Consider the following 25,438-nt stretch of genomic DNA (forward strand, 5'->3'; position numbering starts at 1 on the left):
AATGAAGCTTTTTTGTTATATTTTGTGATAATATATTGATTTGAAAGCGGTGTACTCCGCTAATAAAAAAATATAATATAATGAAATTGATGGAATAAGTATTATGGAGGGACAATATGGGGAATAGTGCTACTTTTGAAAGTTTTTTTGTAAAAGAACCAAGAAAGGAACAGTTATTTTCGTTATTCGAGGAAGTATTTGGTGTTTCTGAGAAAATGTTGCAAGATTTCGATGCGAGAGGATTTTGGGATCATACATATAAACCAGTTTCGTTTGTTCATGAAGAAAAAGTAATTGCGAATGTTTCTAGTTTTACACTTCCATTACTTGTGAATGGAAATGTTGTGAATGCAGTGGGGATTCAGTCGGTTATGACGCATCCTGAGTATCGGCAGAGAGGTTTGATGAAGCAACTTTTTTCTAAAGTATTAGAACAAATTGATAGACAGTACGACTGTGCAATCTTATTCACAGAGAATCCGGAATTCTATGAGTATTTTGGATTTCAAGTTTTAAAAGAATATCTAATGACATTATCATATGAAAGTGGTGAGAAGACAGATTCATCACTCCGAAAATTGAATTTTTATCATGAAGAAGATATTCAGTTCATAAAAGAAAAGATAGAGGAGAGTCAGACGCTTTCTAATATGTTTTCAACCTTAAACTATAAATCTTCTTTTTATTTCAATATGTATGAGGACAAATGGAACGATAAGCTCTACTATTCAGAAAAATTAGACGCAATAATCGTGTATGAAGTAGAGAAGAAAACATTAAAACTATTCGGTGTGTTTGCACCAGTTTTCCCAATTTTAGATGAAATATGTAGTGAAATTCCTGAAAGATTTACAGAAATTGAATTTTATTTTCATCCAGATGAACTAGGGATTGAAGACGTAACATATCAAGAATTTCACTCCGGTAAGTATTTAATGGTTCGAAGTAATCATAACATCCAGTTCAATCGATGTAAATTTCCAATTTTAACTGAGTTTTAATGTGCATAAATAAAGGATTCGAAAACGAATTACTTGAGTTTTCAATTGAATCCGAGGAAAACCGCATTCTTGCAAAAGAGTGCGGTTTCCTTATGGGATGAAAATAAGAATACATTGACGAATAAAAGGTTAATATTTTATCAATTAATAATGTTAAATATTAACCTGTAGAATATAATAGTAGTAGAGGGGAAGCCGATATATAGAAGAGTAGAAGGAGGAGATATATCAATTATAAAATGTCAATTTAATAGAAAAAGGAGAAAGTGTATGAAATCATTCCGGAAATTATTGCAATATTTAAAACCATACATGTTCTTTGCGATGATTGGACCGTTATTCATGGTACTTGAAGTAGCGATGGACTTAATTCAACCGACGATTATGCAGCACATTATCGATATTGGTATTGCGCAGCAAGATTTTCATTATGTCATGAAGATGGGACTTCTTATGATCGGTGCAGCAGGGATGGGATTAATTGGTGGTTTAGGTTGTATGCTGTATTCTACGAAAGCTGCGGTGAATTTTGCAACAGATATTAGAAAAGATGTTTTTACAAAAATTGAGACATTTTCTAGTAAAAATCGTGATTCATTTGGAACAGGTAAATTGCTTACAATTGTAACAAATGATATTACATCTATTCAAGCAGCAATGACGATGACATTACGTGTTCTTGTCCGTGGACCTTTATTATTTATAGGAAGTATTATTATCGTTTTCGTTACAGCAAGAGATTTATTTTCTATTTTACTTGTCGTTGTACCAATTTTATTTGTTGCGATTGTTTTTATAGCTGGGCGAGCTAGCGGTTCGTTTAAGCGCGTACAAGAAGCTTTAGATAAAGTAAATACAAAACTGCAAGAAAATTTATCCGGTGTTCGTGTCGTCAAAGCATATGTAAGACAAAAATATGAAATTTCTCAATTTAAGAAAGTGAATAAGCATTTAACAGGAGTTAGTACGTATGCAGTACAAATGATTTCACTTATGATGCCAATTATTATGCTTGTTGTAAATGGAGGTATTGTAGCTACATTATGGATGGGTGGGGAAAAAGTATTTCATGACACTCTCCAAGTCGGAGCGATCTTAGCATTTATTAACTATTTAAATATTATTTTGATGTCGCTTATGTCTATTAGTATGGTATTTATTCAAATTTCACGTGCATTTTCATCTGCTGATCGTGTACAACAAGTGCTTGACACGAAAGTGGATATTACGAATGAAGCAGACATGTATAAGCCTAAGAAAATAAGTGGGAATATTGAGTTTAAAAATGTAAGTTACAGTTACAGTAAAAACGATGAGTACGTTTTGAAAAATATTTCGTTTAAAGTCCAAAAAGGTGAGAAGGTAGGAGTGATCGGATCTACGGGAAGTGGTAAGTCTACTTTAATGAAATTACTTCCGCGTTTGTATGATGTTGACCAAGGTGACATTTACATTGATGGTGTGAATGTGAAATTATATGATTTACAAACATTGCGTGCTTCTATCGGAGTTGTACCTCAAAAGGCATTGTTATTTTCAGGAACGATTGAGGAGAATTTAAAGTATGGAAAGGAAAATGCAACGGCAGAAGAATTAGAAGTAGCAGCGGCGGCAGCTTGTGCGACGGAGTTTATTTATAAGTTAGAAGATGCATACCGCTATCAGTTAACACAAGGAGCAACAAACTTATCCGGTGGTCAAAAGCAACGTTTATCTATTGCAAGAGCGCTTGTACGGCAACCTGCTATACTTGTGCTCGATGATTCTACTTCGGCAGTAGATGCAAAATCAGAAAAAATCATACAAGAAGCATTAAAGGGTACATATACAGGAACAACAACATTTTTCATTGCATCAAAAATTTCATCGATTATCGATGCGGATCAAATACTTGTCTTGGATAATGGCAAGTTAGTTGGAAACGGAACACATGAAAATTTAATAAGGTCATGTAAAGTATATCAAGAAATTTATCTTTCCCAAGGTGGTAGTTTATATGAAGAAGGAGGGAAAGAAAATGCGTAATTTCCAAGGGCAGTTTGCAAATAAAAATGGGCGTAACAACGTAAAAGGTGGAAAGCCAAAAAATACAAAAGGCACAATAATGAGAATTTGGACCTATATGGGGTATCAAAAAGTGGCTCTTATTTTCGTTGTTATGCTTGTAATTGCGACCACGTTATTAGGTTTACTAGGACCGTATTATATAGGAGTTATTATTGATGAATATATTATACCAAGAGACTTACATGGGACAGTTAAAATGTGTATACTCCTTACGGCCATTTATAGTGTAACCGTATTTTTAACTTGGCTGCAAACCTTTATGATGGTGAATGTTGCATTAAAAACAATTCAAAAAATACGCCAAGATCTTTTTGAAAAAATCCAGACATTGTCTCTTCGATTTTTTGATATGCGTTCTCAAGGGGATTTAATGAGTCGCGTAACAAATGATATTGACAATTTAAATCAAGCTTTAACGCAGAGCGTCGTCCAAATTATCTCATCTGCTTTAACATTTGTTGGTGTAACGATTGCTATGTTTGCACTAGATTGGATTTTAGCAATTGTAACTCTTATTACGGTCCCGATTATGTTTTTTGTGACAAAAAGATTAGTTGCCTATAGCGGGAAAAATTTTGCGAAGCGTCAACAAGATTTAGGAGAATTAAATGGCTTTATTGAAGAAGCGATTACAGGAGCAAATGTAATCACATTATACGGAAAAGAAAAAGAAACCGTTCATAAATTTAATACGATTAATGAAAAACTGAGAGTCTCTGCGACAAAGGCAGATACCTTTTCGGCATTCATTTTTCCGAGTATGAATTTCATTAACAATTTAGGGATGGGGCTTGTTATTGGAACAGGATCAATTATGGTTTTAACTGGAATGACAACAGTAGGAATTATTGCTTCATTTATTAACTATTCTCGTCAATTTTCAAGGCCGCTGAGTCAATTTGCTACACTTATGAATACCATTCAAGCAGCAGTTGCTGGAGGAGAGCGTGTTTTTGAAATCATGGATGAAGTGCCAGAAATTCAAAATAAAAAAAATCCAATTGTTGTTCAGAAATTAGAAGGTAATGTGATATTTGATCATGTTTCATTTGGATATGAGAAAGAAAAAGAGATTTTAAAAGACGTTAGCTTGCAAGCAAGCCCAGGTGAAACGATCGCGCTTGTAGGGACGACTGGATCTGGAAAAACAACGATTATTAACTTGTTAACACGGTTTTATGATATTCATAAAGGGCAAATTAAAATCGATGGAACGAATATAAAAGAGTATGATATTTCTTCATTGCGAAGCAAAATCGGTGTAGTTTTACAAGATACGTATTTATTTGCTGGAACAATTATGGATAATATTCGCTATGGACGATTGGATGCAAGTGATGAAGAAGTCATTGCTGCAGCTAAAGCTGCTTCGGCGCATTCTTTTATTAAGCATTTACCAAATCGATATGAAACAAAAATAGCATCAGAAGGAGCCAATTTAAGTCAAGGACAAAAACAGTTACTTGCAATTGCAAGAGCGATTTTAGCTGATGCAGATATTTTAATTTTAGATGAAGCGACATCAAATATTGATACAAGAACGGAATTGCAAATTCAAGCTGGATTACATCGTTTAATGAAGGGGAAAACAAGTTTTGTCATTGCTCATCGCTTAAAGACAATTGAAGAAGCTGATCAAATTCTTGTTATTCAAGATGGGAAAATTATTGAAAGAGGTGACCATACATTACTAATGGAAAAGGAAGGGGTTTATTATGGTATGTACACAAGTCAATTTAAAATTTAAATCAAAATGTTGATAAAAAGCGATTTCTCTTCAAATGAGAAATCGTTTTTTCAATTGACAAGCGAAAGGTAAGGAAAGGTTTCATTACGAACAAAAGGAGCAATCTTTAAGAATGCTCCTTTTGTTACATGAGTTGTTTAGCTATTTTTTATTGCAATTACAGCCTTTTTTCTTTTTATATCCTTGCTGTTGTAATTTGCTTTGCCGCTCAGAAGAATTGGAAGGTTGAGAGGATGAAGGACGATTGGTTTTATTGTTAGAGGAACTGTTACGATAGTTCATGATTTCATCACCTCCAATTTAATATATAAATATTATATGTTTGAAGTCTATTAAAAGTGACATGAGAAAGAGAGAGCGATATGTAAGAATATGGACAGCTGTGTAAAACAAAAATCCAATGTTTTTCTCTATGAAGGTATTGAAAAGATATATTTTCTAATTCATGTTGAATATGAGATAAGCCTAACTTTTTTGCCAAGGGCGCAAAACAGCTTTAATGTTTCATTAGCATAAGCAACTTGTTTAGCAGGCTTTTTAACACTTAATGTGTGTATATTATGAAGGCGATCTATTACTTTAATCATTACGACGCGAATATCTTTTTGTGAAGCGAGTAAAAATTTTTTTAAGTTCATAGCGTCATATAGTTCTTTTTCTTGCCCGTGCTGTTTTTCTTCTTTCGTTAATCCATCTATAATATAACTGACAGTATGACCGAAAAGAGATTGAACTTGCTTAAGTGAATAGGAAGTATCTTCGACGACGTCATGTAGCAATGCAGCAATTAACGTTACTATATCCGCCTTATAATTTAATAATATTTCTGTTACCGCAAAAGGATGATTAATATATGGTTCTCCAGTTTGGCGATATTGACCATCATGCGCTTGCTTAGCAAATAATATAGCTCTTCTCAAGTGATGTTGTTCCTCGGAAGATAAATAAGAGGCTTTTTCTAATAATATTTTATTCATATATATCCATCCCTTATATTTTTAATCATTCATTCGATAGAAAAAAGAAAAACCCTTTTTTTCATGGAATGAATGATTTAGAGTGAAGGGATATGTATAAAATAGATAGAATGTAATTCTCTAGTTTATATTTTTACCCAATGAGTACGAATTCGATGCGAAGTGAAAAAGAGTTATTGATTAAAGTTCCACTCTATATCTGTAATCTAGATAGCGTTTTATTTTTATTAATAAGAATCAAAATAAGAACTCCTCACCTCAGAATTACATAGAGGAGGAGCTCTACTAGATGTTTGATTTATTTTTCCAAGAGCTCAAGAGGAACGTCTTTTTCGCCTAATACTTCAAATTTAATCTCTCCGTCCTCTTCATAAATTCGTTTAATAATCGGTATAGTTATCATTTGCTTTTTATGTTGCTTTCGTTTTCTAGCCATATCTAAATTGATCACGTTCATATTTAAAGCATCCTTTCTTATGAATAGTTACTAGAAGAAAATACGTCCAAAACGGCGCTTTTTACACTTGAAATACCGATTAAAGTGAATTGGATTTTAAATAGAAAATATTATGAATGATATAAATGCACGTAGAAATTAACTGTATCAAAAAATGAAACAATTTGCCATAAAAAATTCATTTTTTTGTCTTATAACAGGAAAAAGGAAAGCATTTCGCATATAATGAAAGATAGACAAACAGAATCAACTTTCTCATCAATTTTTTTATTATTAAATTTGTTGGAAAGGCGATGAATAATGTGCGCTCTTTAGAATCGTTATTGTTTGAACTTGAGCGATATGGAGAAGAACATGACAGTAAAACAGATAAGCGGGAGGAAAAATTAAGAAATATTTCGCGCGAAATGGGACAATTTTTATCACTTTTCATCAAAGGATGTCAAGCAAAAAAAGTTTTAGAAATTGGTACTTCAAATGGATATTCAACATTATGGTTAGCAAGTGCATGTGAGGAAACAGACGGAAAAGTTACGACAGTTGAACTTTCTTCAGAACGAGTTGCGGAGGCGCTTGTAAACTTTGAAAAAGCAATTCTCATGCACAGAATCGATATTCATAATCAAGAGGCAGGAGCATTTTTAGATGCGCAAGTTGACGATTCATTTGATTTTATATTTCTAGATTCAGAGCGTACTCAATATATGTGGTGGTGGGAACATATAAAGCGCATATTACAGCCAAAAGGGTTTCTCGTTATTGATAATGCCACTTCACATGCAAATGAACTAACTACATTTATGCACATGATAGAAGAGGATGATGCATTTGAAACGGCGTTGCTAACTTTTCAAAAAGGAGCGTTTGTAGCAAGAAAAAAATGAAGCCATAGAATTGAATAAGATAAAGTTGGAAACTAAAAATATAAATTATTTCCAATCGGATTATGACATGAAAAAAGCTTATGTGTCAAATGATGCAGTGTGATATGAGACCATGTTTCGTTAAAGATATAAAGTGATTCAATTTCGGGATATTGAAAAGGAATAGTGTCAAAGATGGAGATATATAGATGCTGTGTTGTTTCAGTTACCGAAAGCACAAATAAAGTGAAACTTTAATCAAATCAGTGGAGGACTCTTCATCCCTCACTGATTATGAGCCCTCACCAATCGGGCTGTTACTGCCCTAAAATGGTGGGATAAAATAAAGGGCATTTTTTACATTATGATGAGCAGTGAAATATAAAGAAGAATACGCCTTCAGCACGTAACTTTCTAGGTCTTAAGTCTGAGGAAAATAAAGTAGAAAAAAGGTATACTTACAGTAAGAAATAGAAATGACTGCATAAGCAGGGTCTTGTAAAAATAAATGGAAAATTCGTGTATAAATATAGTGCAAATCATTTTGCACATATAAATAAAAGGAGCGATTTTGTTGACAGAATTAGAGAAAAAAGAATCTGTATCGATGGTAAAAGATCATATAGAAGTTGTGGATACAGTTATTAAAGAAGAAGAACTTGTTGAACTGAATAAAGAAGCTGATCTTTATGTACAGAAATTAAATAGTGAACACAATACGGATCTTTCAAAAGTTTTATCGCAACTTGGAGATCTAGGTGATAAAGAACAACAAGCAGCAGGACAGACATTATCCGCGCTAAAACGTCCTGTGACTGCGATGATGAATGGAAAAAACGAGGAAATTCCAAATACACTTTTAGAATTACGTAAAGTAGTCTCAGAACTTGATCCGAATTCATTAAAAGCATCGGGCATGAAGAAATTGATGTTTAAAGTATTTAAGAAAAATCCGCTTGAAACATACGTTTATAAATATCAATCCATAGATAAACAAATTGAGGAAATTATTCGCTCATTATTAATTGGCCGAGATAATCTACAAGAAGATACAGTTGGCTTAGAAATGTTAAAGGAGCAGTCTTATGATAAGATTCATGCACTTGATAAACAAGTGTATTTAGGAAAAAAATTGGCGAGCATGCTGGAAGCGGAAAAACAAAATCCAGAGCGTCAAAAAGATATTCCATTAATCAATGATGCATTAGAAAAAATTCTTGTGCGAACAAGAAACATGCAGCAAGCGAAAAGTGTGTTATTACAATCGATTGCCTCTGTAGATATTATTAAGAAAAATAATGAAAAATTAACAGAAGCAATTCGGAACGCCATTACAATGACGCAAAACGTAGTAACGGTTTCAGCAGCGATTCAACTCGCTTTAACAAATCAGCGTAAGACGATTGATGCAGTGAACGCGACAAATGAAGCGATAGAATCGATGGTATTAAGTAACTCACAAGCTTTAAAACAAAATACAGAAGAAACGACGCAGTTGCTTGAAAATCCAGCAATCAGTATGGAGAAATTGCGCGAATCATTCCAAAATGTATTTGCGGCAATTGAAGCATCTGAGAAATCTTCAGAACGCATTATTGAATCAAGCAAAAAGTTTGTGATAGAGCTGGATACATTTAATGAGGAAATGAAACAAAAGCTCATGCAGCGTCCTAAAAAATAAAGATGTATTAGAGGAGGTGAAAAGATGGGTTTCATAAAAATGGTTTTACTACTCATTGGAACGTTACTACTCATTGGTTTTACAATCGTTGTTCTTCTTGTGTATTTTGGACGGAAACGATATTTATCATGGGCAAAGCCGTATAAGCGAGCGCATGAATCCATTGAGAAGCTTTCCAATAAATCGACACCGTTTTTGCAAGAATTTACGCAGCATCCACTCTTTTATCGCTGGATTCGTACGGAAGGGAAAAAGGAACAGAAAGCTTTTAATACGCTTTTTTGTGTAGCAAATCAACGGACAAGAGAACAAGTTTTCTCGATGCTACCAAAAGATAGACAAAAAAAAGTGCATAGTATGGCAAAATCAACGAAAAAGATTACGAACGAGGACATGGACATAGCTGTCATGAAGGTAAAAGAGTTCCTCAGACAAGAAGCGCAGCAATCCATAAAACCAACAGATTTGTCGTTTTATCAATTGTATTTTTATGATCGTTATCCAGATGCGTTAAAGACAATTCAAGCCTATAAACGATCTATTACCCCTTCATTACAAAGAACGGTTGATGAAATAACAATTTCAGTTTTACAGGCACTTCCTTACTATCAAGAACAACGCATGTTTGAGCAACAACATAAACTGGAAACTTTCTTAATGAAAGACTTAATTGATATGCTGTCGCTAGTGGCTCAGCTGCCACCATCACAACGTCTAGAAAAAGAAGAAGAGCTGAAAATGTATTTGCAAAACTTCCAAAAAGAAATGGAAGCAGTAGAGCGTGATATTCGCGATTCCATCGACTATGATTTAAATGTGAAGATGAGAGCGGCGACGGAGAAATTTAAAAATAAGTAAAAAACAAGGTGTAAAATAAAATCCTCCGCCAATGAAGCGGGGGATTTTATTTTGATTATTTCGCTTTCACAGTCGTTTTACTAGAAGGAACACTTTCATTATGCAAGCGATCCAATGCAGTTACAGCATACGTATACGTTTCTCCTTGTATAGCTGTTTTATCAACATAAATTTCTCCAAGTCTTGTTTTTCGTACAGTTGTAATTAAGTTTTTCGGGTTTTGAGTATCAACGTCATTTTTCCCGTTTACGCGGTAAATCGCATAGTAGGCAGAGTCATTGTCTCTGTCATTGATGATCCCTAAAGCAATTCCTTCATCTCTAGCGATTGCTCCTTTTAAAGTAGGTTGTTTTGGTGGATCGTTATCAAGCCAAGGCATAGGTGGAATTAAGGCTGGATGTTTATATATATCATGTTGTAGTCGATCTTTCATCCCTAATGGATTGTTATTAATATCTTTTAAACTAAAGTGCATACTGCCTTTTATATCTGCATATTGACGGTTTAGTGCAATTTGTTTTGGATATTCTTCTGGGTCAGACCAAGCTGGAACGGAATTATTATTTATTTTATAGGCAGCTTGTCCAATATATAGGTGAATCGGTCTATTTTTAATTTCTTTTACCCACCAATCAAGAAGGATATCATAAGCAGCAGGAGCAAAACCGATATTCCAATAAATTTGCGGTGTAATATAATCAATATATCCTTTTTGAATCCATTCTCTTGTATCCGCGTATAAATCATCATAGTTTCTTTGACCAGCAGTTGTATGAGAACCTGTTGGATCATCAGCAATATTTCTCCATACACCAAATGGACTAATTCCGAATTTAACATATGCCTTTTCAGATTTAATCGCTATATTTAATTTTTTAACCAATTCATTTACATTATGGCGGCGCCAGTCTTCAATATTCGAAAATTTCCCGTTATTATAAGTTTCATATGTGTTTTGATCAGGAAATTCCTCACCAGCTACTTTGTAAGGATAAAAATAATCATCCATATGGAGGCTATCAATATCGTAATTTTGAACAATTTCTAACGCGCCTTCTGTAATAAAGTTTTGTACGTCAGGAATGCCAGGATTATAGTATAGTTTGCCGCCATAAGATACAACCCAATCAGGATGTTGTCTTGCAGGGTGATTTTCCGCTAAGCGATTTAAGTCCGTATGATTCATTGTTATGCGATAAGGATTAATCCAAGCGTGAAATTCAAGGTTTCGTTTGTGGGATTCTTCAATCATAAATGCAAGTGGGTCATAGCCAGGGTCTTTCCCTTGTGTCCCAGTAAGATATTCAGACCAAGGTCCATATTTTGAAGGATAAAAAGCGTCTGCGGTTGGTTTGATTTGCACAACAACTGCATTCATGCCAGCACCTTTCACATCATCTAGTAGTTTCATAAACTCTTGTTTTTGTTTTTCGATAGACAAGCCAGTTTGAGAGGGCCAATCAATGTTAAGGACAGATGCGATCCATGCAGCGCGTAATTCATGTTTTGGAGAGTAGGTGGATGCTTCAGTGCGTGTGGTATTGAAGAATAGGAAAGGAATCAATAAAAAAGCGCTACAACAACTTATGAATCTTTTTTTAGAAATCATTGTATGCCTCCTTATATATTCTATTATTGAAACTACTGTATCATGTGAATGTAAGATTCACAATTGAGAAAACAGAATATTTAATCTTATTTTTTCGTAAAAAATATTTTTACTGAAACTTCATTTCATAAGCACTAATTTGTCTTCATACTTCATATGATTTGTAATAACGTAAAACTTCTTTTCGTTGGTGGTTTTGCAGTCCTTATAAAAGGATCAAGATTACTTAAAGTGTATAGGAGGATTATGAAATGAAAGTTCTATTTGTATGTTCCGGAGGGATGTCTAGCTCTATTGTTGTAAACGCTTTAAAAAAAGAAGCTGAGAAACAGGGAAGCAGTATGGTGGTACACGCAATTGGTACGAGTGAAATAGAAGAAGAAGTAAAGAATGGTTGGGATGTTGTTATGGTTGCTCCGCAAGTAAGGCATAGATATGATTCGATTAAAAAAGTGGCACATGCAGCATCTATTCCGTGCGGCATTATTCCGCCGCAAGCTTATACACCACTTGGTGGACCGGCGTTATTAAAGGCTGTAAATGAATTGGTTGGTTAGGGGGAGTATGATGAATAAATTCATCTCATTTCTTGAGAATAACTTGTCAAGTCCGATGGCAAGGCTTTCTGAGCAAAGGCATTTACAAGCCATTCGAGATGGCGTCATTTCAGCATTACCATTTATCATTGTAGGAAGTTTTTTTCTCATCGTGGCCTTTCCACCGCTTCCAAAGGATAGTTTTATTTCGGTATGGGCAGCTAAACATCAGACGAGTATTTTAATACCGTATCGCTTAACGATGTTTATTATGTCGCTTTATATTGCTTTTGGTATTGGCTATAATTTAGCGAAAAGTTATAAGTTAGATTCTTTATCCGGAGCGCAGCTTGCAGTTTGTTCATTACTTCTAACTTTAACACCGGAGTTAATCGATCAGAAAGGTTTTATGCTCCCGATGACAAACCTTGGAGGGCACGGATTATTTGTAACAATGATCGTTTCCATTTTATCAGTTGAGATTTTAAGATTTTGTAAGTCAAAAAATGTAATGATTAAGATGCCAGAGCAAGTCCCACCATCTGTCTCTCGTTCGTTTGAAGCACTTATCCCCGCTGCTTTTGTCATTATTATTATGAGTATTATTACCGTTGTTTTTCGTATCGACTTACACCATGTAGTGGACCAGCTAGCTGCGCCACTCGTAAAAGCTGGTGATAGTTATTTCGGTGTTATTTTGCCTGTATTTTTAATTACATTTTTCTGGTCGTTTGGTATACACGGTGTGTCTGTTGTCGGAACAGTGGCTCGTCCTTTATGGGAAGTATATCTCGGGAAAAACTCGGCAGCAGTTGCTGATGGTGCAAGCAGCATACCTTTTATCGCACCAGAGCCGTTATATCAATGGTTTATTTGGATTGGTGGTTCGGGAGCGACGCTCGGACTTGTATTAGCGATGATTATATTTGGTAAATCAAAATATTCCAAGGCATTATCAAGATCTTGTATTGTACCAGGTATTTTTAATATTAATGAACCGGTTATATTTGGACTTCCAATTGTATTAAACCCCGTATTAATTATTCCTTTTATTATTACGCCATTAATAACAGCGACGGTTGCTTATACTGCAACGGCAATCGGACTTGTTACACCAACTTATATTATGCCTCCGTGGACATTGCCAGCTCCAATTGGTGCCTATTTAGCAACAGGTGGAGATTGGAGGGCAATCGTGCTCGTCTTTATTAATATTGCAATTTCGTTCTTTATTTATCTACCATTCTTTAAAATGTATGATAAAAATATGCTTGAAGTAGAAAATAGTGATAATGAAAATGCGGTAAAGGTGTAACGAAGAAGTGGGGTCATTTCGATGATCTCACTTTTTTAAGCATAAACAAAGGAGAAGGTGGAACGGATGAATATGAAATTTAGCTATAAGGGATTTCTATTCGTTGTCGTTTGTTCAAATCTATTGTTTTAAAAATGCTATATGTATTACAAATGCATAGCTTGTGGATTGTGACAAGTATGTCAGCGCGTATTATCCGGACAGTTGTTGGGACATATTCATCAAAATGGTAGCGATTTCACAGGTTTACTATGTTTTTGATAGGTTGTACGTTGCTTACGTATATCACAATTTTTAGTAAAGTACAGAGGGGATGTCATGTATATTGTTGACTGCATGCAAGGTGCAGCTTTAGAGGGGATAGATATTGTTTTATCTCATATGGAAGGATAGGTGAGAATGTGAAATATATAATTGGTGTAGACGGTGGTGGAACGAAGACAGAAGCAATAGCATTTGATAAAAATGGGAAAGAAATTGCCAGAGGAATGAGTCGCTTTGGCAATGTTTTATTGGATTATGAGCGAGCTATATCGCATATTTGTGAAGCAATCGATCAATGTTTTCAAAGGTTATGTAAAACAGAATGTGCTTGTATAGGGATAGGATTAGCAGGTGTAAACAGTATCGATATTCATGCATTAAAGGAACGTTTTATAACAAAATATCAAACGGAAATTGAAATCTATAATGATGCGATCATTGCGCATGCTGCTTTATTAGAAGGGAACGATGGTATTTTAACGATAGCAGGCACAGGTGCTGTTTGTTTAGGGAAGAAAGGGGAAAGATATGAGTATAGCGGTGGATGGGGACATATTTTAGGAGATGAAGGAAGCGGGTATTGGATTGCTTTACAAGCTTTAAAAAGAATGACACGTGCATATGATAAAAGAATCTCCTTTTGTAAACTGGGTAAAGTGATTCAAGAAAAATGTCATATTGTTACACCAGAAGATATAAAACAGCTTATATATTCAAAACCGAAAGATCACGTAGCTTCTATCGCTCCAATCGTGGTAGAGGCAGCTAAGCAAGGAAATACGGATGCGTTTCAGATTATAATAAGAGCAGGCGAAGAATTAGCTAACATTACGAATTATATGTATAAGAGAATGCTGTTTGAAGAGCCAATTTCGATTGCAGTCAAAGGCGGAATTTTAAATTCCGTACCAGAAATATATGCTCATTTTAAAACAAATTGTGAAAAGAACATACAAGAGAAAATACATTTCATTCAAAATGATGTTTCCTCTGCAAAAGGGGTGTATATGTTAATGGCCGAAAAAGAAGATATATGGTAGGGAAGACGGTTATGATAACCCCCTTATGAATGTGCATGTCTAAAAAAAGATTCCATTTGCAATTTTCCTTTTTGCCGAATTTCTGCATCTCTATGAACCATAATATATTTGTATGCCAAAGCAATTATGATTGCATCATCTAAAAGACTGATGCTGATAATAGCAGCTAAATCAGGAATGAAATGGAGTGACCATATGTAATAGGATCATCCCATGAATATAACTATTTTTTCCTTCAGTAGTAGATTTTGTTTCTTTAAAGTGCAATATAAAATAATACTTTCATACACAGCAGATTTCTCTAACTTTGTAGAACCTGTTTTTAACTTTCTCCATCGCTTTTGTTGCTTCATGTAAACGCTCCTTATATATGTATATAAAAAATATGTTTTTTTTAAAGGATGGCTAAACAACGAGAAAAATAACCATTAGGATTATTTTTTCATTTCGATTTCGTAAAGGCGAAGCAGAAAGAAGATAAAGTTTTTTTCATATTTAGAGAAACAAATGGTACAATGGAAACTTAATGTGAAAAATAAGGAAAAGAAGTGATCGATTTGAAAAAATTTTTAGAACTTGGAATGAGTGAAACATTTCAACATACATTACGAGAAAATGGAATTGCTGAAGCAACACCCATTCAGGAAAAGGCAATTCCTGTTATTATGGATGGGAAAGATGTAATTGGACAAGCAAAAACAGGGACAGGAAAAACGCTTGCATTCGTTTTACCGATTTTAGAGAATATTGATCCAAATGCAAGTGATATACAAGCTTTAATCGTAGCGCCAACGCGAGAACTAGCATTACAAATTACAACTGAAATTAAAAAAATGCTGGTCCATAAACAGGATATTCATGTTTTGGCGATATATGGTGGACAAGATGTGGAACAGCAAATAAAAAAATTAAAAGGAAATACGCATATTGTTGTAGCAACACCGGGGCGTTTGTTAGATCATTTACGCCGCGAGACAATTGTGTTATCAAACGTTTCTATGGTGGTATTAGATGAAGCGGATCAAATGCTGCATTTTGGTTTCTTATATGATATTGAACATATTTTAGAAGAAACACCTGAGAATAAACAAACGATGTTATTCTCAGCAACGATGCCAAAAGATATTAAAAAACTTGCGAAGCGATATATGAAAGAGCCACAGGTGATTCAAATCCAAAGTGCAGAAGTCACTGTAGAAAATATAAAGCAGCGTGTAATTGAAACGACAGATCGCGCAAAACAAGACGCACTTCGTTATGTCATGGAGCGTGACCAGCCATTTTTAGCTGTTATTTTTTGCCGGACAAAGCGCCGCGTAACGAAATTATTTACTGCTTTAAAAGGGTACGGTTACAATTGTGATGAATTGCATGGAGATTTATCGCAGGCGAAACGTGAAAGAGTAATGAAAAACTTCCGCGAAGCAAAAATTCAATATTTAATTGCAACAGATGTTGCGGCTCGTGGATTAGATGTAGAAGGCGTAACGCACGTATTTAACTATGATATTCCAGAAGATGTAGAGAGCTATATACACCGAATTGGTCGAACAGGTCGTGCTGGAGGAACCGGTCTTGCGATTACATTTGTCGCTCCGAAAGATAAGATGTATTTAAAAGAAATCGAAAAGTATATCGGTAGTACTTTACAAAGACAAGAAATTGAACAACCTGCTAAGCAAACAAATAATACAAATGACAAAAAGAAACAGATCAAAAAGCCACAGAAAGCAGGACAATATCGTTCAAAAGGTAAACAAGACGGGATGAAAAAAACAAATCAAAGTTCTTCTTATAAAGTAAAGCAAAAGAAGAGAGGAACAAAGCAAGGACAAAAAAGACGCAGTCGTTAAATATGAGGGTGTTCCTAAAATTATGGGACGCCTTTTTTGTACTGTATATACTTGTGCGATAATGTAATGAACCTATATATGGTATTTCGTTTGATAGAAAGTACTCTTTTGGGACAACCTCTCCATGTATCGTCATAAGATGTGGATATTAAATCAAAAAAGTTGATTCAGCTATGAAAAAGAAAATTGTGGTATAATTTACATATAGGGGGAAATTAGATGACAGACCATAAAGAAGAACTGATGAATCAGGCACTGGCATTGTTTTATTTTGCATATAAAACATTTACTGAAAAACCAGATGAAATTATAAAAGAGTATGGCATTCAGCGTGTGCATCATCGAATTTTATTTTTTATTGCTCGTTTTCCTGAGCTTAGTATAAATGAATTGTTGTCTTTGCTTGAAATTAGTAAACAAGCTCTTCATGGACCGCTTCGTCAACTTCTTGAGAAGGGACTGATTGAAAGCAATGAAGCTGAACATGATCGCCGTGTAAAACAACTTGTTCTAACGCAAGCAGGAGCAGAGTTAGAGAAAAAACTAAGCGATGTGCAAAGAGAACAAATGGGACATATTTTCACAACGTTTGGTGAGAAATGTGAAGAAAATTGGCACCAAGTTATGAATGAACTAGCCAAGAATCGCCTTGGTTTTCATACATGGTCATCCAAACGTAAAGAGCCAGTAAATGAAAAATAAATGAGATCATTGATCTGTGTATTTTGGCAACTATGTGTGAATCATAGAGTACATGGATACAAATAAACATTACCAAATCCTTTAGACGTGTACGTATTTACAAAATTTAAATCGCAATTTCCGAAAGGGGAATGAATATGATAAAACTTGTACTTATTCGACACGGACAAAGTTTATGGAATTTAGAAAATCGGTTTACAGGATGGACAGATGTAGATTTATCCGAAAATGGATTACATGAAGCGCGAACAGCTGGTGCGATATTAAAAAAGAATGGCTATACATTTGATGTTGCATACACATCGGTATTAAAAAGGGCTATTCGGACATTATGGATCATTCTTCATGAGATGGACCTTGCTTGGGTTCCTGTACATAAATCATGGAAATTAAATGAAAGACATTACGGAGCATTACAAGGATTAAATAAGGATGAAACAGCTAAAAAATATGGAGAGGAGCAGGTTCATATTTGGAGACGAAGTACAAATGTAAGACCGCCAGCTCTTGCCGAAGATGACCCAAGATATGAAGTCACTGATCCAAGATATAAGCGATTAAAAAAAGGTGAGTTTCCACTGACAGAGTGCTTAGAGGATACGGAAAAAAGAGTACTAGAATTTTGGCATAAAGAAATTGCACCTATGCTATGCTCAAATCAAAAAGTCATTATATCATCGCACGGTAATACGATTCGCTCTCTCGTGAAGTATTTAGACCATCTTTCCGATGATGGAGTGGTTTCATTAAATATTCCTACTGGTATTCCGCTTGTTTATGAATTAGATGAGCATTTACATCCAATCCGTCACTACTATTTAAATATGGATGGTGAAGTACAAGAAGGTGTTATTCCAAAACACATTTCTTTTTAAAAATATTTTGAAAAAGTTGAAATACAGGCTTGTCTACATATAAAATGTAGATTCATTCTCTAAAAGACGTGGCTTCCTTCTTAGTATATGCGCGAGCAATTGTTTTAGAAGGTTGTCCATGTCTTTTGTCATAATCAAGACAAAAGAAGCATGTAATGATATCGTGTGAAGTTTTTGAATGGAGGGGGATGTGATTGACTGTCACTAGCGTTCGAATTGGCTTGTTTTTTCTTGTAATCTTTTTTTTATTTCTTATTTTCTTTTATTGGAGAAATGAAGAACGATACGAGGAAAGAAAACAACTTATTCGAAAGACGTGGTATGGTTTATTTATTACATCAGTCACAATGTATTTCATGATGAAAGGAATTGATTTAACCCTCTGGAAACATATTTTAATGGTTGTTGCGATGGTTGTATTTGTTGATATTGCATTTATTTTAACGCCAAATATTTCGGAAATCTGGGGCGCAAAGTTTAGTGATATTGGTAAGACAGTTCAATCGATTAAACGATCGCTTATTGCTTCAAAAGCAAGAGGAGAAATATATACAACACTTATTCAAAATGTAAATCCAGCTGCATTTGGTACGATGGAATGGGAAACAGATGCTGAGTATGCACGCAGTTTAAATGCTTTTCTTGATACGTATGCTGAAAAAATAGGTGCGAAAATTGTAGTATTTGTCACAGAAGAGGAATTAAATACAAACTTCCGAGGTGTTCGATCTCAATTTAGTATTACAGTATCACCCGAATCTATTGAACAACTGAATGAGCAAAAAGCAGTTCAAATTGAAAATGTTGGAATTATACCAGCGAAAATAATAAAAGACGTTTATATTATTATGGATGGACAAAAAAATAATTTGCAAGATCGTGACTTTGAAAATGTATATAATTTAACAATACATCATAGTTACTTTTGTAAGTAAGGGCAGAGATGATTTTCTGCCCTTTTCTCCTATACATATTTTTAACGAACATTCGATAAAATTGGACAAACATTGAATAAAATGAACGAAACATTCCTACACTATCACATAGAGGTGATTATAGTGTTAAAAGAATATAGCAATGATTTCTTTAAAGACGAAGCTGAGGATACAACAGATTTTTCTTTAATAAAAGGAGATACAATGCAGCAAGTGGAAGAATTAGAAGAAGAATTGAAAAGAAGAGGATAACGGTGCATTCCAATTCTATTTAAGATATAATAAAGGTAGATAGAGATGATGTCTTTTATTAAAGGGGGCAGGAGAAATGAAAGAAACAAAACAAAACAATCTTTCATTTTTTAAGGAACAGAAAGAAGCACCAAACATTGATTTCTCTCTTGTGAAAGGTGCATTAACAGAAAATATCAATCGGTTAGAAAAACTGATGTATCGTGAACCATCAAAATATATCCATGGAAAAAAACTGAAAGAAAACGTATAAGGACAATTTCTTTCAGTTTTTTATTTTAATGCGCTCATTTAGAAAAAGTTACTAGAAAATAAAGGGAAACTTTAATCAGTGGGGGGCTTCATCCCCGCTGATTATGAGCCCTCACCAATCAAGCTGTTACTGCCCTAAAATAGCGGGATAAAAATATTTTATCCATTCCATCTTCCCATTATAACAGTATGATAAAACTGACCGTCAGAAAGGAGTTTGTCATTTCGAAGAATTCCCTCTGTTTGAAAGCCGAATGTTTTATAAAGATGGATTGCTTTTTTATTTGTTTCAAGAACAGTTAATATGATCTTTTTGATGTTATTTGCATCCGCCCAATCGATGGATTCTTTTAATAAGTTTTTCCCAATACGATAGCCCCAATAGTCTTTTAAAACACAGACGCCAAATTCGACTTTATGAGAAAGTCGTTTTAAGTTACTTCCTTCGCACCTTGAAAATCCCACAATTTTATTTTGGACGATAGCAACTAAGAATAGATTTTTGGAACTTTCCGTATCTGTTTTAATTAACTTTTCAAATCCTTGTGTATCTATAAATGCTTCCCCTTGTTCTCTGTCAAGATTTTCTGTTTCACCGTCAATTTGTGATCTTACTTTTGATAATTCTTCAGCATCTGCATGTATGGCAGAGCGAATCCTATATGTTTGTCCTTTTACGTGAAATTCGCGTACATTGATTTTCATTTTGTCCTCCTTATCATGTGGTATGTTAGTAAAAATAGATTTAAAAGATTGTATTGGCATGAGAAGATAAATTTTGTACTTGTTTCAAGTATGTAGTCATGTTTTGATCGTCACGAGTAGGATATGTAAAGGATAGGACATCTGCAACATTTGTTGCTAATATTCTAAATAATTCGCAAGCAACAAAGATAGAATGCCAAAAGTTTTCATAACGATAATCTGAATATGTTTCCTCATACATTTTCCAATAAGACTTTGGAAGGTATTCTTTAAAGTATTTCCCCATTTTCCCTGTAGAAATTTGAAAATCATATTTCATACCAATCCACCATGAAACCATTTCGTCTAGTCTAGCCCTTATAACACATTCGAACATTTGTTTCGCGTATGGTAATTCATCGCGCCAAATGCCCTTTGCAACGTTTTGTAAACACCACCAAAAATCATTGCAACAACTTATATACATAAGTTCTGTTGCTTTTTTGACGTGATAATCAACATCTGTCGGAGTAGGGATAGTTGGTAGAATGTTGTCTTTATCTAGTAATGGGACTGTCAGCTTATCTTTTCCATAGTCTTTAAGCATGGCAGATTTTGTTTCAATGTGAAGATCTATACGATTTCCATCTGTAAAGAGCATTAAATATCCATAGGAATTTTTGAAGTCGATTGTTGGGTTCTTTAATTGATCATTTTTATCTGGCTCTTGCATCATAAGTAACTCGCCAAACATTGTAATCCATCTTTGATCCTCTATAAAAGAGGCTGTATCTGTCACGACATAAACGATATCATAATCTTGAAAAATATCTTTTGGAATATTGGAGTTTGTTCTAGAACCATTCATATAAACTGCTCGAATTCGTTCATCTCGCTGAGCGAATCCTATAATTAAATCGAACATTTCCTTTTCACTTCTCATTACACTCCACCTCATTTTTACTGTTCTAAAAGAAAGACTTTCTATTTTTAAATTATAGCAATATTTCGTAAAATAAGTCGTCATATTATAAAATATTGATAACTAAATAGTGTCAAAAAGAATGAAAAAGGAAGCGGAAGAACGAAACGTGATATAATGGTAAGGAAAATACTTCTATTTATAGATTTAGGAGAGGAGCTTATACATGTATTCTACTTTAGAACAATTAACGAAGCATCCTGTATTTTATCATTTTGCAGAAATTTCAAAGATTCCAAGAGGGTCTGGAAATGAAAAAGAAATTAGTGATTACTTAGTGAAATTTGCACAAGATCGTAATTTAGAGGTTGTGCAAGATGAAGCGTTAAATGTCATTATAAAAAAACCAGCAACTCCTGGATATGAAAATGTGCCGACTATTATTATACAAGGGCATATGGACATGGTATGTGAAAAGAATGAAGCAACTGTTCATGATTTTGAAAAAGATCCGATTGAGCTTAGAATTGTTGGTGATATGCTATATGCAAAGGAAACGACTTTAGGTGCAGATAATGGCATTGCCGTTGCATATGCATTAGCATTATTAGATTCAACAGATATTGCTCATCCTGCCCTTGAAGTTGTTATTACAACAGAGGAAGAAACAACAATGGGCGGTGCTTTTGCTGTTGATCCAAAACATTTTGATGGAAAGATATTTATTAATATTGATTCTGAAGAGGATCACAAACTATTAGTAAGCAGTGCTGGCGGAGCAAAAGCGGTTGAAACAATCTCTATTATTTGGGATGAAGCACCAGCAGAATTAGAGACATATCGTCTATATGTAGGAGGGCTAAAAGGTGGCCATTCTGGTATGGAAATTGATAAGCAACGTGGGAATGCGAATAAAGTATTAGGACGAGTTCTTTATGATTTATCGAATGAAGTGTCATTTTATATAAGTGATATTCGCGGTGGATTAAAAACAAATGCCATTCCGCGTGAAAGTGCGGCAACAATTTTATTCGCTAAAAGCGATATAGAAACAGTAGAAGGGAAAGTAGAAGAGTGGACGCGTATTCTACAAGAAGAGCTACGCGCTGTAGACCCAGATGTACATGTTTCCCTAACAAAAGTGGAAGAAAAAGCAAATCAAGTATTTGCAAAGGAAACGCAAAAACAACTTATTTCTTCTTTATTCTTAATCCCAAATGGTATTCAAAGCATGAGTATGGATATTAAAGGACTTGTTGAAAGCTCGACAAACCTAGGAGTGATTGAAACATTACAGAATGAAATTAAATTAAAAAATGAAGTGAGAAGTTCTGTAGGGACTTTAAAACAGCATATTACAAATGAGATTAAGCACATTGCAGAGTTAGTTGGTGCACAATTCGAGAAAGAATCTGAATATCCAGAATGGCCATACAATCCAAACTCTCCAATTCGCAATCTGTTTGAAAAAGTGCATAAAGAAAAATATAACGAAGATGTTGAAATTTATGCAGTGCATGCTGGTATTGAGTGCAGTGTATTTGTGCAAAAAATGCCGGAACTAGATGCGATTTCATTTGGCCCTGATATTTTTAATGTTCATACACCAGACGAACATATTAGCATTTCATCTGTTATAAATAACTGGGGTTACTTTATTGACGTGCTAAGAGAAACAAAAGAGCTAGTGAAATAAAGTGAAACTTTCATCAGTGGGGTTTCATCCCCGATTCATTATGAGACATCACCAATCGAGTTACTCTAAAATAGCGGGATAAAAAATAAATGATAAGATGGTTCCGGTACAATGCCGGAGCCACTTTTTGAATGTTCAAAATTTGGAGTTCGTTTGCTATTTCGTAATGCCATACGTTATGATGACATTTTCATTCATGGAGGGGAAAAATGACTATACTATGCAAACAATTCATGCATGTAATTGATGATAAAAGGTACATGCAAGATATTATATCCCTCTGGAACGATAATTGTTTACAAACAGCAGAGTGTGAATTGGAAGAAAGTGAAAGGCTAAAGGATAAAGTGTAAAAAACATACAAGATCAAACTTAATATAATTATATTGCAATCCAAAAATTTTGACGAAAATCTGTACGCTTTTGTAGTACAAGTATCCATTACAATTTTGTTAAATTTATGATACGCTACATAAACTAACAAATTTTGAGGGTTTTTTTTGATATAGTATAAATAATTTAAAAAATCAGTTTTATTTAAGGAGATATGGCTTAGTTGATATTAAAAATGGTTTAGAGGAGTGTACTTATGCATAAAGAATTTGAAATTGAAGAATATACAGAGATTGAAGAGCAAATTCATTATTATTGTCAATGTTTGTTGGTAAATCATCCTGAACAAATTATAAGGTATTTAGAAAAAAGGCTTGAAAAATATACCGAAACGCTAAAACATGCACACTTGTACCCTGAAAAAATCATTTTATCCATTCAACATTTAGTAATTGAGTATTCCTGTGATCTTGCTAGAATTAGAAGGTATTTAAATTTAGAAACGTAGTTTATAATTTACGAATGAATATGAAATAGTATGAGATGAATATTGTTAGGTGAGCACAGTTTAGAATGATTTTGTTGTAAACAAGTTTGTCTAACTGTCTGCAAATGTACTAAAATATTCATCCGAGCTATAAAATTAGAGATGTACACCATTATACAGAAGAAAAGGACAGGGCTAACTTGTTTAATAAGGTTGTACTCAAAAAAATTTTCGCATATTATAACTGAGCCGGAGATTGCTTGTCGAATTTTATTATACTTGAATAGAAAACTTTACGGAAGAAGCAAATTGAAAGATTGTATGCCATTTTAGTCAGATTATGTATTATTATTTATAATTATATAGTCAATAAAAAGAGAAAGAACGGAAACAGATGATGATCGATTAGAAGAAAATGATTTTTTTGCCTATTTGTATTACGCGCTATACATTGAATACAAACGTATGGGAGTGCATTTTTAAGTATTTTAAAGTATAAGGGAAAGAAAAAATGAGATTGTTGTATGAATATATAGAATGAAATTTCATTGAGTAATTTGCGATGATTTTAACATCATGAACAATCTAACCTTGACAAGGTTCATGTATGATGGAACGCTTTCTTTTGAAGTACTGGCAGAAGGACTGTGAGAAAGAGAGTATCGAAAACCACATAATTCGACAAAAAAATTCCCGTGTTGTTGTAGAACAATGTAGGAATTTTTTTGTGCATAAGTACAGATTCTGTTTTAAAATTAAATTATGACAGAATTATAACAATTATCTAACTACTATTCTGTATCTTTTGAAAGGCAATGGTTGTAGTACAAACTCGCACGCTGTCGAAACTCAATATTCGATAAGGGGTGTGTAGCGGAATGGAATTTACTCTAACTCGCGAAAAACAAATGATTAAAGAAATGGTACGTGATTTTGCTGAAAAGGAAATTGCTCCGAAGGCTGTTTACCATGATAAGACAGCAGAATTTCCATATGAAACATTTCAAAAAATGGGCGAACTAGGTTTGCTAGGCATCCCATTCCCAGAGGAGTATGGTGGTTCTGGTGGTGATACATTATCATACGTATTAGCCGTTGAAGAAATTGGCCGAGCTTGTGGTGGTACAGGTTTAAGTTATGCTGCAACAATTTCGTTAGGTGCTTCGCCGATTTATTACTTCGGTACGGAAGAACAAAAGCAAAAATATTTAGTTCCGATGGCATCAGGGAAAACATTGGGTGCTTTTGGATTAACGGAACCGAATGCGGGATCAGATGCAGGTGGAACACAAACAAAAGCGATTTTAGATGGCGATGAATATGTGATTAACGGTGAGAAATGTTGGATTACAAACGCGGAATACGCAAACACAATTATTGTAACCGCTGTCAACGGTGTTGATGAGAACGGTAGAAAACGTATTTCTGCATTCATTGTGCCAACGATTAGTGAAGGACTAACTATTTCAAGCCCTTACGATAAGATGGGGGTTCGCGCATCTAACACTTGTGAAATTGTATTAGAGGACGTACGTGTACCGAGGGAAAATATACTCGGTGATGTGAATAAAGGCTTTAAACAATTCTTATATACACTTGATGGAGGTCGTATCTCGATAGCAGCATTAGCTGTAGGGATTGCACAGTCTGCATTTGAACGTGCACTTCAATATGCAAAAGAGCGTAAGCAATTCGGGAAAGCAATTTCGAATTTTCAAGCGATTCAATTTAAGCTAGCTGATATGGCGACTGAAATAGAGTTAGCGCGAAATTTAGTACATAAAGCAGCTTGGTTAAAAGATCATGATAAACCTTTCGGCAAAGAAGCGGCTATGGCCAAATTGTTTGCATCTGAAGCGGCAAGTCGTATTTCAAATCAAGCAGTACAAATTCATGGTGGATATGGATATATGCGTGAATATGAGGTAGAACGACATATACGTGATGCAAAGCTATTGGAAATTGGTGAAGGGACTTCTGAAGTTCAACGTCTCGTAATTGCTAGACATTTAGGATGCAGATAAAAGGAGGA

22 protein-coding genes and 2 pseudogenes are annotated in these 25,438 nt (G+C 34.4%); 18 read left to right on the top strand and 6 right to left on the bottom strand.

Annotated elements, in window-relative coordinates:
- The first annotated feature begins 116 nt into the window (after positions 1-116).
- The 3 genes from MR056_RS02715 (at position 117) to MR056_RS02725 (ending at position 4,815) form a co-directional block, all read left to right on the top strand.
- Positions 117-1,001 carry a GNAT family N-acetyltransferase gene (locus MR056_RS02715; RefSeq protein ID WP_012094267.1) on the top strand — a complete coding sequence of 295 codons (885 nt, stop codon included), beginning with the start codon at positions 117-119 and terminating at the stop codon, positions 999-1,001.
- Between the two features lie 270 nt (positions 1,002-1,271).
- On the top strand, positions 1,272-3,026 hold the full coding sequence (locus tag MR056_RS02720; protein WP_012094268.1) for an ABC transporter ATP-binding protein: 1,755 nt from the start codon (positions 1,272-1,274) through the stop codon (positions 3,024-3,026).
- Positions 3,019-4,815, top strand: coding sequence for an ABC transporter ATP-binding protein (locus tag MR056_RS02725; RefSeq protein ID WP_041809724.1), 1,797 nt, complete (start codon positions 3,019-3,021; stop codon positions 4,813-4,815). Before MR056_RS02720 ends, MR056_RS02725 begins: the two co-directional genes overlap by 8 nt.
- Positions 4,816-5,215: 400 nt before the next feature.
- Here MR056_RS02725 and MR056_RS02730 read toward each other — a convergent pair.
- Positions 5,216-5,792 (bottom strand): annotated as a pseudogene (locus MR056_RS02730) (HD domain-containing protein); the annotation flags it as partial.
- Positions 5,793-6,090: 298 nt separating this feature from the next.
- Positions 6,091-6,249 (bottom strand): hypothetical protein, encoded by a 159-nt coding sequence (locus tag MR056_RS02735; RefSeq protein ID WP_012094271.1) that lies wholly within the window; start codon positions 6,247-6,249, stop codon positions 6,091-6,093.
- A gap of 293 nt (positions 6,250-6,542) precedes the next feature.
- Between MR056_RS02735 and MR056_RS02740 the strand changes: the two genes are divergently transcribed.
- The 3 genes from MR056_RS02740 to MR056_RS02750 all read left to right on the top strand — a co-directional run bounded on the left by MR056_RS02740 (position 6,543) and on the right by MR056_RS02750 (position 9,651).
- Entirely contained in the window at positions 6,543-7,133 is a 591-nt protein-coding gene (locus tag MR056_RS02740) for an O-methyltransferase (RefSeq protein ID WP_012094272.1), read from the top strand.
- Positions 7,134-7,686: 553 nt separating this feature from the next.
- Positions 7,687-8,793, top strand: a complete 1,107-nt coding sequence (locus tag MR056_RS02745) for a toxic anion resistance protein (protein ID WP_041809726.1) — start codon at positions 7,687-7,689, stop codon at positions 8,791-8,793.
- 24 nt (positions 8,794-8,817) lie between these two features.
- Positions 8,818-9,651, top strand: a complete 834-nt coding sequence (locus tag MR056_RS02750; protein WP_012094274.1) for a DUF3974 domain-containing protein — start codon at positions 8,818-8,820, stop codon at positions 9,649-9,651.
- A gap of 55 nt (positions 9,652-9,706) precedes the next feature.
- Here the strand turns inward: MR056_RS02750 and MR056_RS02755 are convergent, their stop codons facing one another.
- Positions 9,707-11,260: a glycoside hydrolase family 10-like protein gene (locus tag MR056_RS02755; protein ID WP_048722954.1), complete on the bottom strand. Its 1,554-nt coding sequence runs from the start codon at positions 11,258-11,260 to the stop codon at positions 9,707-9,709.
- A 251-nt stretch (positions 11,261-11,511) separates the two neighbouring features.
- Between MR056_RS02755 and MR056_RS02760 the strand changes: the two genes are divergently transcribed.
- From MR056_RS02760 to MR056_RS02770, 3 genes are all read left to right on the top strand, one after another.
- Positions 11,512-11,817, top strand: coding sequence for a PTS sugar transporter subunit IIB (locus MR056_RS02760; RefSeq protein WP_012094276.1), 306 nt, complete (start codon positions 11,512-11,514; stop codon positions 11,815-11,817).
- 10 nt (positions 11,818-11,827) lie between these two features.
- On the top strand, positions 11,828-13,111 hold the full coding sequence (locus MR056_RS02765) for a PTS sugar transporter subunit IIC (protein ID WP_087098708.1): 1,284 nt from the start codon (positions 11,828-11,830) through the stop codon (positions 13,109-13,111).
- 401 nt (positions 13,112-13,512) lie between these two features.
- A complete protein-coding gene (locus MR056_RS02770; protein ID WP_087098709.1) occupies positions 13,513-14,415 on the top strand; it encodes a BadF/BadG/BcrA/BcrD ATPase family protein in 903 nt (300 codons plus the stop codon).
- Positions 14,416-14,438: 23 nt separating this feature from the next.
- On the opposite strand, the pseudogene MR056_RS02775 reads toward MR056_RS02770, so the two are convergent.
- A pseudogene (locus MR056_RS02775) lies at positions 14,439-14,768 on the bottom strand (YkvA family protein).
- 195 nt (positions 14,769-14,963) lie between these two features.
- On the opposite strand from MR056_RS02775, the gene MR056_RS02780 reads away from it, so the two are divergent.
- From MR056_RS02780 to spoIISB, 6 genes are all read left to right on the top strand, one after another.
- Complete coding sequence (locus tag MR056_RS02780) at positions 14,964-16,268, top strand: DEAD/DEAH box helicase (RefSeq protein WP_087098711.1); 1,305 nt, start codon at positions 14,964-14,966, stop codon at positions 16,266-16,268.
- Between the two features lie 219 nt (positions 16,269-16,487).
- Positions 16,488-16,970 carry a MarR family winged helix-turn-helix transcriptional regulator gene (locus MR056_RS02785; protein WP_012094281.1) on the top strand — a complete coding sequence of 161 codons (483 nt, stop codon included), beginning with the start codon at positions 16,488-16,490 and terminating at the stop codon, positions 16,968-16,970.
- Positions 16,971-17,107: 137 nt separating this feature from the next.
- Entirely contained in the window at positions 17,108-17,845 is a 738-nt protein-coding gene (gene gpmA / locus MR056_RS02790; RefSeq protein WP_012094282.1) for a 2,3-diphosphoglycerate-dependent phosphoglycerate mutase, read from the top strand.
- A gap of 194 nt (positions 17,846-18,039) precedes the next feature.
- Positions 18,040-18,780 carry a type II toxin-antitoxin system SpoIISA family toxin gene (locus MR056_RS02795; RefSeq protein ID WP_012094283.1) on the top strand — a complete coding sequence of 247 codons (741 nt, stop codon included), beginning with the start codon at positions 18,040-18,042 and terminating at the stop codon, positions 18,778-18,780.
- A gap of 123 nt (positions 18,781-18,903) precedes the next feature.
- Positions 18,904-19,032 carry a hypothetical protein gene (locus tag MR056_RS02800; protein WP_012094285.1) on the top strand — a complete coding sequence of 43 codons (129 nt, stop codon included), beginning with the start codon at positions 18,904-18,906 and terminating at the stop codon, positions 19,030-19,032.
- A 76-nt stretch (positions 19,033-19,108) separates the two neighbouring features.
- Entirely contained in the window at positions 19,109-19,285 is a 177-nt protein-coding gene (gene spoIISB, locus MR056_RS02805; protein WP_087094925.1) for a stage II sporulation protein SB, read from the top strand.
- A 158-nt stretch (positions 19,286-19,443) separates the two neighbouring features.
- On the opposite strand, the gene MR056_RS02810 is transcribed toward spoIISB, so the two are convergent.
- The gene (locus tag MR056_RS02810; RefSeq protein ID WP_087094926.1) at positions 19,444-19,989 is read right to left on the bottom strand and encodes a GNAT family N-acetyltransferase; all 546 of its coding nucleotides are present in this window, start codon (positions 19,987-19,989) and stop codon (positions 19,444-19,446) included.
- 40 nt (positions 19,990-20,029) lie between these two features.
- Positions 20,030-20,911: an aminoglycoside 6-adenylyltransferase gene (locus MR056_RS02815; protein WP_012094288.1), complete on the bottom strand. Its 882-nt coding sequence runs from the start codon at positions 20,909-20,911 to the stop codon at positions 20,030-20,032.
- Between the two features lie 205 nt (positions 20,912-21,116).
- Between MR056_RS02815 and MR056_RS02820 the strand changes: the two genes are divergently transcribed.
- The 3 genes from MR056_RS02820 to MR056_RS02830 all read left to right on the top strand — a co-directional run bounded on the left by MR056_RS02820 (position 21,117) and on the right by MR056_RS02830 (position 25,430).
- A complete protein-coding gene (locus MR056_RS02820) occupies positions 21,117-22,586 on the top strand; it encodes an aminoacyl-histidine dipeptidase (RefSeq protein ID WP_012094289.1) in 1,470 nt (489 codons plus the stop codon).
- 589 nt (positions 22,587-23,175) lie between these two features.
- Positions 23,176-23,427, top strand: coding sequence for a hypothetical protein (locus tag MR056_RS02825; RefSeq protein ID WP_012094290.1), 252 nt, complete (start codon positions 23,176-23,178; stop codon positions 23,425-23,427).
- A gap of 857 nt (positions 23,428-24,284) precedes the next feature.
- Complete coding sequence (locus MR056_RS02830; protein ID WP_012094291.1) at positions 24,285-25,430, top strand: acyl-CoA dehydrogenase; 1,146 nt, start codon at positions 24,285-24,287, stop codon at positions 25,428-25,430.
- Positions 25,431-25,438: the final 8 nt, after the last annotated feature.

This window comes from Bacillus cereus group sp. BfR-BA-01360 (genome assembly GCF_022663595.1).
Taxonomy (GTDB): Bacteria; Bacillota; Bacilli; order Bacillales; family Bacillaceae_G; genus Bacillus_A; species Bacillus_A cytotoxicus.

What these genes read in the sequence shown, in the direction of transcription:
- MR056_RS02715 (WP_012094267.1), top strand. Translation starts at nt 117, where the DNA reads ATGGGGAATAGTGCTACTTTTGAAAGTTTTTTTGTAAAAGAACCAAGA.
- MR056_RS02720 (WP_012094268.1), top strand. Translation starts at nt 1,272, where the DNA reads ATGAAATCATTCCGGAAATTATTGCAATATTTAAAACCATACATGTTC.
- MR056_RS02725 (WP_041809724.1), top strand. Translation starts at nt 3,019, where the DNA reads ATGCGTAATTTCCAAGGGCAGTTTGCAAATAAAAATGGGCGTAACAAC.
- MR056_RS02735 (WP_012094271.1), bottom strand. Translation starts at nt 6,249, where the DNA reads ATGAACGTGATCAATTTAGATATGGCTAGAAAACGAAAGCAACATAAA.
- MR056_RS02740 (WP_012094272.1), top strand. Translation starts at nt 6,543, where the DNA reads ATGAATAATGTGCGCTCTTTAGAATCGTTATTGTTTGAACTTGAGCGA.
- MR056_RS02750 (WP_012094274.1), top strand. Translation starts at nt 8,818, where the DNA reads ATGGGTTTCATAAAAATGGTTTTACTACTCATTGGAACGTTACTACTC.
- MR056_RS02755 (WP_048722954.1), bottom strand. Translation starts at nt 11,260, where the DNA reads ATGATTTCTAAAAAAAGATTCATAAGTTGTTGTAGCGCTTTTTTATTG.
- MR056_RS02760 (WP_012094276.1), top strand. Translation starts at nt 11,512, where the DNA reads ATGAAAGTTCTATTTGTATGTTCCGGAGGGATGTCTAGCTCTATTGTT.
- MR056_RS02765 (WP_087098708.1), top strand. Translation starts at nt 11,828, where the DNA reads ATGAATAAATTCATCTCATTTCTTGAGAATAACTTGTCAAGTCCGATG.
- MR056_RS02785 (WP_012094281.1), top strand. Translation starts at nt 16,488, where the DNA reads ATGACAGACCATAAAGAAGAACTGATGAATCAGGCACTGGCATTGTTT.
- gpmA (WP_012094282.1), top strand. Translation starts at nt 17,108, where the DNA reads ATGATAAAACTTGTACTTATTCGACACGGACAAAGTTTATGGAATTTA.
- spoIISB (WP_087094925.1), top strand. Translation starts at nt 19,109, where the DNA reads ATGAAAGAAACAAAACAAAACAATCTTTCATTTTTTAAGGAACAGAAA.
- MR056_RS02810 (WP_087094926.1), bottom strand. Translation starts at nt 19,989, where the DNA reads ATGAAAATCAATGTACGCGAATTTCACGTAAAAGGACAAACATATAGG.
- MR056_RS02815 (WP_012094288.1), bottom strand. Translation starts at nt 20,911, where the DNA reads ATGAGAAGTGAAAAGGAAATGTTCGATTTAATTATAGGATTCGCTCAG.
- MR056_RS02820 (WP_012094289.1), top strand. Translation starts at nt 21,117, where the DNA reads ATGTATTCTACTTTAGAACAATTAACGAAGCATCCTGTATTTTATCAT.
- MR056_RS02825 (WP_012094290.1), top strand. Translation starts at nt 23,176, where the DNA reads ATGCATAAAGAATTTGAAATTGAAGAATATACAGAGATTGAAGAGCAA.
- MR056_RS02830 (WP_012094291.1), top strand. Translation starts at nt 24,285, where the DNA reads ATGGAATTTACTCTAACTCGCGAAAAACAAATGATTAAAGAAATGGTA.